The following is an 11,015-nucleotide window of genomic DNA, read 5'->3' on the forward strand; positions in this document are numbered from 1 at the left end:
GGGCGGGCTGAACAGGAACAAGCATGTCGATCTTTTCGCGACTTTTCAAACTCTCCTCCCAGGATATGGCTATCGATCTCGGCACGGCGAACACCGTCGTCTATGTGCGGGGCCGCGGGATTGTACTGAATGAGCCATCGGTCGTGGCGGTGGAGACACTGAACGGCGTGAAACGGGTCAAGGCCGTGGGCGACGATGCCAAATTGATGATGGGCAAGACGCCTGATTCGATCGAGGCGATCCGGCCGCTGCGTGATGGTGTGATCGCCGACATCGATGTCGCCGAACAGATGATCAAGCACTTCATCACGAAGGTGCATGGCGGCAAGTCGCGCCCCTGGCGCTTCCCTGAGATCGTGATCTGCGTGCCGTCAGGCTCCACCAGCGTCGAACGCCGCGCGATTCGCGATGCGGCGAGCAATGCGGGCGCGAGCCAGGTCTTCCTGATCGAGGAGCCGATGGCCGCCGCGATCGGTGCGGACATGCCAGTGACCGAGCCGATCGGTTCGATGGTCGTGGACATTGGCGGCGGCACCACCGAAGTCGCGGTGCTTTCTCTTCGCGGTCTTGCCTACACCACTTCCGTACGCGTCGGCGGTGACAAGATGGACGAAGCGATCGTTTCGTTCGTCCGCCGCCACCACAATCTTCTGATCGGTGAGGCCACCGCCGAGCGCATCAAGAAGCAGTTCGGCGTGGCTCAGCCCCCCGAAGACGGCGTGGGCGAAACCATCCACATCAAGGGTCGCGACCTGGTGAACGGGGTTCCCAAGGAAATCTCGATCAACCAGGGGCAGATCGCCGACGCGCTGGCCGAACCGATCAGCACCATCGTCGAGGGTGTCCGGATCGCTCTGGAAAATACCGCGCCGGAACTGGCGGCGGACATTGTGGATCAGGGCATCGTACTGACTGGCGGCGGCGCGCTGCTGAAGGGCCTGGACGATGAATTGCGCGACGAGACTGGCCTGCCCGTCACGATCGCCGAAGATCCGCTGACCTGTGTTGCCATCGGCACCGGCCGCGCGATGGAGGACCCGATCTTCCGAGGCGTGCTGCAGACCGCTTAAGGTCAGGGGGACCACTGCATGGCGCGGCCATCCAGCCGACGTCCCGGCCATAACCGCAAGGCGCAGTACAGCCTGTTTGCCAGCTATGTTGTGGCGGTGACGGGTGCGGCTGCTGGCTTGCTGCTGATCGCCGTGGCAATTTTCGATCCCACAGGATTCGCGGCGATCCGTATGGTTACGGCGGAAATCTCCCGCCCCGCGTCGCTCGGCCTGCGCAACATGGTGAGCGGGGCAAGTTCGCTCGACGATGTGCTGACCGCCTATTGGCGCGCCGGATCACAGAATATCGCTTTGCGCTATCAAGTGGATGCGGATCGCAATCGCATCATCGAGGCGAAGGCGATCGCGCAGGAAAATCTGCGCCTCAAGAGGCTGTTGAAGCTGGTCGATGAAGATCAGAGCGATCTGCTCACGGCGCGGCTGATATCCTCCTCTTCCTCCAGCGCCCGCCGTTTCGCCCGCCTGAACGCCGGCCGGTGGCAAGGCGTCCGCCCCGGCATGCCCGTGCGCGCATCCGAGGGCCTGGTGGGCCGCATCCACAGCGTGACGCCCAACACGGCTGATGTGTTGCTGCTGACCGACAGCAGCAACATCGTGCCGGTTCGCCGCGCTACGGACAGCGTGCCAGCCATCTCAACCGGGCTGGGAGATGGAACCGTCGAAATCCGTTCGCTGGCGGCCGGCCGAAATCCGTTCAGCCCGGGCGACATCCTCGTCACATCGGGTGTCGGAGGCATATATCAACCCAATATTCCGGTTGCGGTTGTCGTGCGCATAGCAGGCGAGATCGCCTACGGTGTGCCGCTTGCCAATCCAGCGAAGGTAGATGCGGTGGTGGTCGAACGCTCTTTTGAAGAGGTCGTGACGCGCGGTAGCCCCACTATGCCTGAAGCGGCACCAGCAGAAGCGGCGGCGAACGCCAGCGCGCCATGATCGACCCACACCTCCAGCATGTTCCCAAGCTGGGCCGCACCCCGTCCAATTTTCGGCTGACAGGGACGCCGGTCATCACGGTCATGCTCGGATCGTCCATCACGGTCCTGCCGGTTATCGCACAAGCGCCGGTCATGCCGCCCTTCGGCCTGCTGCTGCTGCTATCATGGCGGTTGCTGCGGCCGGAATTGTGGCGCGTCTGGATCGGCGTTCCGCTCGGCCTGTTCGACGACATCATGAGCGGGCAGCCGATCGGATCGGCGATGTTCCTGTGGACCATGATGTTGATCGGGATCGACGCGGTTGAACATCGCATGGTGTGGCGCAGCTATCGGCAGGACTGGCTAATCGCTGCGGCCGCCATTATCTTCTGCATCGCCGGTGGCCTGTTCTTTGCGCGGATCACTGGCGGAGGAAACATCAAGCTGGAACTGGTCGCCCCACAAATGCTCTGGACGATCCTGCTCTTCCCCTTCGTGGTGCGGCAATGCGCCCGGATCGATCGCTGGCGCGTAATGGCATGAAGCTGCCCAAGCTCAAGCGTAAGACCGTTAACGAAGCATCCTTGTCCTTCACCTTCACCCGACGGGCAATGGTGGTAGGCGGGCTGCAGGCAGGAATGGGCGCCATGCTGATCGGCCGCATGGGCTGGATCAGCGTCGCTGAAAACGAGAAATATAATCTCCTCTCTGAAAGTAATCGGGTTAACCTGACTCTGATTCCGCCGCGTCGTGGCTGGATATTGGACCGGAACGGCCGCGCGCTGGCCAATAACCGGACGGACTTTCGCGTCGATCTGATCCCCGAACGCGTGACCGATCCGGAAGGCACGATCCGCAGCCTGACGCAGCTTCTCTCGCTACCCCCCGATGAGGTGGAGCGCATCCAGACGGAACTGGAAAAGGCACCCGGCTTCCGCCCCGTGCAGGTGGCCGAAAAGCTTACCTATGATCAGTTCGCGGCCGTCAGCGTCCGTCTGCCCGACCTGCCGGGGGTTGCGCCCAGCCAAGGCTTTTCGCGCTACTATCCCGCTGGTGCGACCGTGGGTCATCTGCTGGGCTATGTAGGTGCGGCATCGGCCAAGGATTTTGAGGAACGCAGGGACCCGCTGCTGATTACGCCCGGCTTCAAGGTGGGTAAGGACGGGCTCGAAAAATCGTTCGACAGGGAACTGACGGGTAAGCCCGGCGCGAAGCGGGTCGAGGTCACAGCGCGGGGCAAGATCGTGCGGGAACTGACCACCCGGCCCGACGCACCCGGTCAATCCATCAAATTGACGATCGATGCAGGGTTGCAGGAATATGCGGGACGGCGGCTGGCCACACAGAGTGGGTCGGTCGTCGTCATCGATTGCCGGAATGGTGACGTGCTGGCCATGGCTTCCATGCCCAGTTTCGATCCCAACAGCTTTTCCGATGGTATCAGCCATCTGGAATGGCAAATGCTGTCCAGCGACGATCATATTCCTCTTCGCAACAAGACGTTGCAAGGCCTATATCCGCCCGGATCGACGGTAAAGCCGATGGTCGCGCTCGCCCTTCTGGAAGCGGGCATCTCTCCTGCCGACCGTGTGAACTGCCCCGGAGCGATCAGAGTGGGGAACACATTGTTCCACTGCCACAAAAAGCGCGGGCATGGGGCGCTCGACATGCGGGGCGCCATTGCGCAAAGCTGCGACATATATTTCTACCAGATGGCCCAGCGGATCGGGATGGACCGCATTGCCAGCATGGCGCATCGTGTCGGCATGGGTCAGAAATTTTCCCTGCCCTTCCCCAGCCAAAGCTATGGCACAGTGCCCGACCCGGCATGGAAGCTCAAGAAATATGGGCAGAAGTGGCAGGTGTATGACACCGTGAATGCCACGATCGGCCAGGGCTATATGCTCATCAATCCGCTCCAGATGGCGGTCATGGCGGCACGTCTGGCTACCGGCCGTCAGTTGATGCCCAATTTCATCCATGGCGCTCATAGGCCGGAACCGGCCCCTGTCGGCGTTGCGGAGCAACATCTTGTCACTATCCGTGATGCCATGAGCGCCGTCGTCAATGGTGGCGGCACCGGCGGCGCGGCGCGGATGAGCATTCCCGGCGTCCTCATGGCAGGAAAGACCGGTACAGCACAGGTCCGGCGCATCACCATGTCAGAGCGCGCAGGCGGCGTGCGCGGCAACGCCTCCCTACCCTTCAAGCTACGCGATCACGCCCTGTTCCAGGGCTTCGCGCCGTTCGACAATCCCCGCTACGCAATCGCCTGCATCATCGAACATGGCGGCCACACGATCCGGGCAGAGGATGCGCCGATGATTGCCAGCGACACAATGTCCTTCCTTTTCGACCAGGCGAAGGCGATAGAAAAGCTGGAGACGCTGGAAAAAGGCTGGGGCGGTCCACCCGCCGAGCGAATGGCCCGCCAGATGGCCGCGTTCCGCCTCGCCAAGGCGATCGAAAAGGGCGAGGCGCCGCCAGAGGCCGCCAATGCCGCCCAGGCAACGAATTCCTTCAACGCGGCCGCCCCGGCGTCGCCGTCGCCCGCGGCGGAAGATGATGCGCCGCCGCCGCCCGGCTCCGACACGGTGGCCGACTGATGGGCATCGTTCCTCAGCCGCTGACGGAATTCCCCTGGCGCGTACTCGCGATCCTGATCGCCATCGCGGGGTTCGGCACGCTCGTGCTCTACAGCGCGGCGAGCGGCAGCATCACGCCGTGGGCGATCAACCAGGGCGTGCGGTTCATTATCTTTTCGGTGATGGCCTTCACCATAAGCCGGGTGCCGCTGGAGCTTTTCGCGCGCTTCGCCTTTCCGGCCTACGGCGCCATTCTGATCTCGCTGGTGCTTGTCGAACTGATCGGCGGCGTTGCGGGCGGCAGTCAGCGGTGGATCAACCTTGGCTTCATGCAATTGCAGCCATCGGAATTCATGAAGCCGATGATCGTGCTGGCAGTCGCGCGTTTTTATGCTTTGCTTCCGGTAGGCGAAATCCGCCGTTGGACAGCGATATGGCCCGCACTCGTCCTCATCGGTGTGCCATGGGCGTTGGTTCTGGTACAACCAGACCTAGGGACAGCGACGATGATCGCGGCGGGCGGCGTGACGGTCATGTTCCTGGCCGGATTGCCGCTGCGCCTGTTCGTGGGATCAGGCCTGGTGATGGCGGCGATCATCCCGATCGCCTTTAGCTTCCTGCACGACTATCAGCAAAAGCGCGTGCTCATCTTCATGGATCCGGAAAGCGATCCGCTGGGTGCAGGCTACCATATCAGCCAGTCGAAGATCGCGATCGGGTCGGGCGGCATCTGGGGCAAAGGCTTCCTGAAGGGGACCCAGAGCCACCTGGATTATCTTCCCGAGGGGCATACCGACTTCGTCTTCGCCACCATGGCGGAGGAATGGGGTCTCGTAGGCGGTATATTCCTGATCGGCGCGTTCCTGCTGCTCTTCCGGTGGGGTATCGGCGTATCGCTGCGCGCGAACGACAAATATGCGCGGCTGGTCGCGGCGGGCCTGACCACGACGATCTTTTTCTATGTCGCGATCAACCTTATGATGGTGATGGGCCTCGCACCTGTCGTCGGCATTCCCCTGCCCTTCATGTCCTATGGCGGGTCGTCGATGTTGACCGTCATGCTGTGCATCGGGATCATCATGGCCATTGACCGCTCCAGCCGACGGGGCGGGAGACGGCCCGGAAATTGGGGCTAAAAGCAGCCGCGACGCAAAATTTTCCGCACTGCGGTGATTTACTGTTTGCAAAGCCGGAGGATAATGCTAACCGCCCGGCCACGCCAAGGCGAGGCTCCAAACGGAGCGATCCGAAAGCGAGTGTGGACGCATAGCTCAGTTGGTAGAGCAGCTGACTCTTAATCAGCGGGTCCTTGGTTCGAGCCCAAGTGCGTCCACCATATTTTCAATGACTTAGAGATGATACGGCGACGGTGATCCGGCTCGGGGTCCCACTGGGGTCCCAGAGCAATTTGCCGCCTATGAAACGTGAACCTGCACGTCATAGCCCAGAGACCGCAGCGCCTTTGACGTGCGGCCGTTCCTTGGAGGAAACTTGTCCGGCATCGCCCAGCCAACAAGCTCCCCGTATGCGCTAATGCCCATGCATTCGAGTTTCCATCTGGTATCGGCAACCGCTTCCCAGAGGCGCTCGGGCAAGAGATCATCGGGACCGCCATACAAAATATGGCCAATCACATCCGTCACGCGCGAACCATTTTCAGATTTTGCGCTCCAAATGTGCTTGCTCAGCGCATCTAACTTTTCCGGAATGGAATATTTGATCCCAGTGGTTTGTAAGCCCACTATGCTGTTGCGGACCCTTCGGGAATACTCGATCATCGCATGGACATCGCCAGCCACCTGCCGAAAATCAGATTTTGAAAGTTGGCGAAGCGCATCCTCTTTCAGCATATCCTGAAGTCTGAGCGCTGTGACATTTATCGCCACGTCCTCATTTGTTGGCGCGCTCGTCAGCGCTCTCCACCAATCGATTGCCTCGTCACGCGCCCTGGCAGGGTTTTTCCTGTTTTCTTCAAAGTGCCGCTCGTAATCGGCGCGCCTCCCATCAAAGGTGCGATGATAATAATGGGCATGCAGAAACTGATCGGCCTGTGCCCCGGGTGACGCGGTTGCACCGACCCATGCCGGGCGATTGGCAGCGAGGCTCACGGCTGAGCCGATATCTCTCAGGATTTGCAGAGTGGAATGCCACTCGTCGAGAAACGCGGCCTTCCGGCGATCATCCGCCTTCCGTGGCGATGTGTGAACCAGCCCAAACCAATGCTTTATGCTTGGATGCTTCCAAAAGTCATCCGCGGGCACCTTCTTAGCATCCAGCGCCTTCGCCCTGCTGATCATCAAATCCCGAAGCTCTTCGGTCAGCATCGTCGCGTTGATGTCCAGTTCGGCGAACAGCCGATTCAGGTCGCCCTCAAATTGACTATCGATCTCAGATTCCGCGAAGAAGCATCCTGCTTCGACATTGGAATTCCATGCAGAATAGGTGAGATTTGCGGAGCCGATATAAACGCCGTATCCCCGCCACCAAATGACCTTAGCGTGGTGATGTTTCACCAGCTTGCACACGAACTCTGGCGATCGACGGTTAAGGAACAGGTTCAAAATCTCAACGTGAACAGGCACTTCTTCATCAAGACGTCCCCAGAATTTAAGCGGGATATCGTTGTCGAAACACCAACGGACAAGAGACCCAGAATCCTTCGCATCGGTGGCATATGCAACGGCCGCCCAAACCGTCTCGGTAATTCTGGCCCCGCCGTCGATTGCACTCGCTTCTTCGATGATGTTGCGAAGATAGTCGCCGTTGATGCCACCAAGTATTACTCTCACGCCACCTCCCCCGGTTGATCCGCCAGCCGATATGTATCGCCTGCGAACCAAACATCGACAATCGATCTCTTGCGCACTTACAGTGCGGCATGCCGACTGCCTATCACGCCAAATATTTCGCCCATGACCTGACCAAGCAGGCCCCTCCCGGCGCGGCTGATCAGCTTTCGATGGCGCTGTTCGATGCGTCAGTGGACCTGAACCCTCACCAAATTGAGGCGGCCATGTTCGCCCTGCAATCGCCGCTGGCCGAAGGTGTGATCCTCGCGGACGAGGTTGGGCTGGGCAAGACCATAGAAGCCGGGATCGTTCTTTGCCAAAAGTGGGCGGAACGGAAACGGAAACTCTTGATCATCTGTCCGGCTTCGATCCGTCAGCAATGGGCGGCGGAGCTGACGGAGAAGTTCAATCTGCCCGCGATGGTGCTGGACGCAAAAACCTATCGCGCCCTTAAACGGGACGGGCACGCATGGCCGCTCGAACAGAAGGCGATCGTGATCCTGTCGTATCATTATGCGGCACGCCTTCAAGACGAGCTGCGTCCTATCGCATGGGACCTTGTGGTCGTCGATGAAGCTCACAAACTGCGGAACGCTTATCGCCCCAGCAACCGCATCGGGCAGGCACTACGGTGGGCCACGGAGGGCAGAAAGAAGCTGCTGCTCACGGCTACCCCCCTGCAAAATAGCCTTATGGAGCTGTTCGGCCTTTCCACGTTCATTGATGAGAACCTTTTCGGCGACGCAAATGCGTTCCGGTCAAAGTATGTAAACGCGGGCGGCAACCTTGACGAATTGCGGTTCCGCTTGACCGATTTCTGCAAGCGGACGCTTCGCAAACAGGTACTGGAATATGTCCGCTACACAGAGCGCAAAGCGATCACGCAACCGTTTCGACCAACCGATCCTGAGCAGGCGCTATACGATGGTATATCGAAGTTCCTGCAAGCTGAAACCAGCTACGCCATTCCCTCTCGTCAACGCCACCTTACCGCCCTGATCTTGCGCAAGCTGCTTGCGTCTTCATCCCATGCTATTGCTGGCACGCTTGACACGTTGGGAACGCGGCTAGGAACAATTCGGGACGGCAATGAACCCGAGACCGATTGGACTGAGGAAATCATCACTGCCGAGGAAATCGAAGAGGAACTCCTTGATGAGTGGCTCGACGAAGCCGACGAAAACGATGACACGATTGAGCCATTCAATCCGGCCAAGCTCAGGGCGGAAATCGAGCAGGTCACCGCCCTTGCCGAACAGGCGCGTGGGATCGGAACCGACACCAAGACCCATGCACTGCTAAAGGCACTCGATATTGGCTTCGCCGAGCAGGTGCGCGTGGGCGCGAACCAGAAGGCGCTCATCTTCACAGAATCCCGCCGCACGCAGAATTACCTGCGCGCCTATCTGGAAGCCAACGGCTACGCCAATCAGGTCGTTTCGTTCAGCGGCACCAATAGCGGTGCGCAGACGCAGGCCATTTATGAGCAATGGCTAAAGTCGAACGAGGAGACTGGCCGCATATCTGGCTCCAAGGCCATCGATATACGCAGCGCGCTGATCGACCATTTCCGCGATCACGCCCAGATCATGATTGCGACCGAAGCGGCGTCAGAAGGTGTGAACCTGCAATTCTGCTCAATGGTTATCAACTATGACCTGCCGTGGAATCCGCAGCGCATCGAACAGCGCATAGGCCGCTGCCATCGCTACGGCCAAACGCACGACGTTATTGTCATCAACTTTCTCAACGAGCGCAATCAGGCCGACCAGCGTGTGCATGAGCTGCTCCGTGACAAGTTCAGCCTGTTTAGTGGTGTTTTTGGGGCGTCGGACGAAGTGCTTGGCACGATTGAGTCCGGCGTCGATTTCGAGAAGCGCATCTTTGCCATCTATCAGGACTGCCGCACGCCTGATGCCATCGACGCCGCATTCAAAGCATTGCGGGACGAGCTGGACGAGCAAATCCGTGCTCGGATGGACGATACCCGTCGCGCCCTGCTGGAACACTTCGATGAAGATGTTCATGCCAGGCTGAAATTGCGGCTTGAGACCACTCGGGCACAGCTTGATCAGGTGGGCCGCAAATTCTGGGACGTTACGCGGTTCATCCTGAACGACGCGGCCGAATTTGATGAAAGCGCGCTGACCTTCGATCTCTCCGAACCGCCCGCCGATCATATCCCGAAAGGCCGATACCATCTGATCTCGCGTGCGGGCAGCGATGATGCCAGCCCCAACCCGCATGGCTATTTCCTTTATCGCTTGTCGCATCCGCTTGGCGAAAACGTGCTGGACGATGCCAAGGCGCGCCCTACCCCGCTAGCCGAACTTGTCTTCGACGTGGGCACGCACCCCGTCCGCAACGCTGTCGTCGAAGGGCTGAAGGGTCGGAGCGGATGGCTGACATTGCGCCGCCTGATCGTCACGTCTTTTGACACCGAGGAATATCTATTGCTTTCCGGGGTCGATGATCGCGGCACGTCGCTTGATCAGGAAGTATGCGAACGGCTGTTCTCGGTGGGCGCGATCACCCGGCACGCCGATGCCCCACCGTCGATCATCGCGACCCGGATTGAGGCAGGTGCCCAGCAGGCGGAGAAAGCCGCGCTCAATCGTTCGCTCGAAGCGAACAGCCAGCACTTCGCCGCCGCCCGGGAAAAGCTGGAGCATTGGGCCGAGGATAAGGTCTACGCCGCTGAGCGGGCGCTCAAGGACACCAAGGAGCAAATCAAGGCTATGCGCCGCCAGTCGCGGAGCGCGGCCACGCTTGAAGATGAGCATGACGCCCAGCGCCGCCTCGCAGAGCTGGAGCGCAAACAACGCAAGCAGCGGCAGGAAATCTTTGCGGTCGAGGACGATATCGCCGAAAAGCGGGACGCTCTGATCGACGCGCTTCAGAAACGGATGCAGCGCGGGCAATCCAGCGAAACCCTGTTCACCATCCGCTGGTCTGTAAATTAGGCATGGCCGCCCCTGCGGATGCTGGCTGGTATCCGACCGACCCGAATTTTCGGAAGCGGTTTGAGGAGGCAATCGCCGACGGCCTTCGGCATTTTGTGAAGCACGGGGACATCACTCGCGTCCAACGCCTTTTGGACCCGATCGAGGACAAAGGAACGCGCTACGCCATTGCCAAGAGCGTCGCCGCTCAATTCCCAGTCCTCGTCGGAAAGAATGGAAAGCTGGCCCGAGACAAGACGCGCGCAGACGGTTTCGATTGGTCAGCGCTCGACACGGCCCGCTTTTGGCCGAAGCGGATAACCGTCAGCGACGATCGATTTTTCCTTCAGGGGCAGCCGTTTTCCGCCGTTGAGCTAATCGACGAGGTGATCGACGCGCTGATCCTCCAGCGCCATGCCATCCCCGACGAGAAACTGGAACAATTGAAGAATACCATTGATGCAATCGCACAGCGAAGGCTATCGAAAGCCAAGGGGAGCGTCCCAGAATCAGAGCGTTCCGGGGAGTGACCGTGTGAGCAAGTACGACGACCTAGTTAACAAGCTGCGTGAGATTTTCCAGATCGACCGGCCCGAGCTGGATTTCGGCGTCTATCGTATCCTCAATGCCCGCGCCGACGAGATCAACGCCTATCTCTCAACCCGGCTGAAAGAGCGCGTCGTCGAGGCGCTGGCGAGCGGCAATCAGGCGAGCA

At 59.9% G+C, this 11,015-nt stretch carries 8 protein-coding genes and 1 tRNA gene; 8 read left to right on the plus strand and 1 reads right to left on the minus strand.

The genetic code is table 11. The features are described from left to right. Positions 1-23 precede the first annotated feature (23 nt). The 6 genes from ACYU81_RS00650 (at position 24) to ACYU81_RS00675 (ending at position 5,905) form a co-directional block, all read left to right on the plus strand. Positions 24-1,070: a rod shape-determining protein gene (locus ACYU81_RS00650; RefSeq protein ID WP_007685698.1), complete on the plus strand. Its 1,047-nt coding sequence runs from the start codon at positions 24-26 to the stop codon at positions 1,068-1,070. Between the two features lie 18 nt (positions 1,071-1,088). After that, the gene (mreC, locus tag ACYU81_RS00655; RefSeq protein ID WP_460985915.1) at positions 1,089-2,003 is read left to right on the plus strand and encodes a rod shape-determining protein MreC; all 915 of its coding nucleotides are present in this window, start codon (positions 1,089-1,091) and stop codon (positions 2,001-2,003) included. Next, entirely contained in the window at positions 2,000-2,527 is a 528-nt protein-coding gene (mreD, locus tag ACYU81_RS00660; RefSeq protein ID WP_196225982.1) for a rod shape-determining protein MreD, read from the plus strand. Before mreC ends, mreD begins: the two co-directional genes overlap by 4 nt. Then, a complete protein-coding gene (mrdA, locus tag ACYU81_RS00665) occupies positions 2,524-4,590 on the plus strand; it encodes a penicillin-binding protein 2 (protein WP_449472537.1) in 2,067 nt (688 codons plus the stop codon). The genes mreD and mrdA overlap by 4 nt, the downstream gene beginning before the upstream one ends. After that, positions 4,590-5,705 (plus strand): rod shape-determining protein RodA, encoded by a 1,116-nt coding sequence (gene rodA / locus ACYU81_RS00670; protein ID WP_460985916.1) that lies wholly within the window; start codon positions 4,590-4,592, stop codon positions 5,703-5,705. Before mrdA ends, rodA begins: the two co-directional genes overlap by 1 nt. A 124-nt stretch (positions 5,706-5,829) precedes the next feature. Next, positions 5,830-5,905, plus strand: a tRNA-Lys gene (locus ACYU81_RS00675). A 79-nt stretch (positions 5,906-5,984) separates the two neighbouring features. Here ACYU81_RS00675 and ACYU81_RS00680 read toward each other — a convergent pair. Further along, positions 5,985-7,358, minus strand: a complete 1,374-nt coding sequence (locus tag ACYU81_RS00680; RefSeq protein ID WP_460985917.1) for a phospholipase D family protein — start codon at positions 7,356-7,358, stop codon at positions 5,985-5,987. 89 nt (positions 7,359-7,447) lie between these two features. Here ACYU81_RS00680 and ACYU81_RS00685 point away from each other — a divergent pair, with 89 nt between their 5' ends. Both ACYU81_RS00685 and ACYU81_RS00690 read left to right on the plus strand, forming a co-directional pair. Continuing rightward, complete coding sequence (locus ACYU81_RS00685; protein WP_460985918.1) at positions 7,448-10,321, plus strand: SNF2-related protein; 2,874 nt, start codon at positions 7,448-7,450, stop codon at positions 10,319-10,321. Positions 10,322-10,452: 131 nt separating this feature from the next. Next, complete coding sequence (locus tag ACYU81_RS00690) at positions 10,453-10,830, plus strand: hypothetical protein (protein ID WP_460985919.1); 378 nt, start codon at positions 10,453-10,455, stop codon at positions 10,828-10,830. The last annotated feature ends 185 nt before the right edge of the window (positions 10,831-11,015 follow it).

It is taken from the genome of Sphingobium sp. TomTYG75 (genome assembly GCF_054771635.1).

Excerpts from the sequence above, each read along its gene's own strand:
- mreC (WP_460985915.1), top strand. The coding sequence starts at position 1,089 with ATGGCGCGGCCATCCAGCCGACGTCCCGGCCATAACCGCAAGGCGCAG.
- ACYU81_RS00685 (WP_460985918.1), top strand. The coding sequence starts at position 7,448 with ATGCCGACTGCCTATCACGCCAAATATTTCGCCCATGACCTGACCAAG.
- rodA (WP_460985916.1), top strand. The coding sequence starts at position 4,590 with ATGGGCATCGTTCCTCAGCCGCTGACGGAATTCCCCTGGCGCGTACTC.
- ACYU81_RS00650 (WP_007685698.1), top strand. The coding sequence starts at position 24 with ATGTCGATCTTTTCGCGACTTTTCAAACTCTCCTCCCAGGATATGGCT.
- mrdA (WP_449472537.1), top strand. The coding sequence starts at position 2,524 with ATGAAGCTGCCCAAGCTCAAGCGTAAGACCGTTAACGAAGCATCCTTG.
- mreD (WP_196225982.1), top strand. The coding sequence starts at position 2,000 with ATGATCGACCCACACCTCCAGCATGTTCCCAAGCTGGGCCGCACCCCG.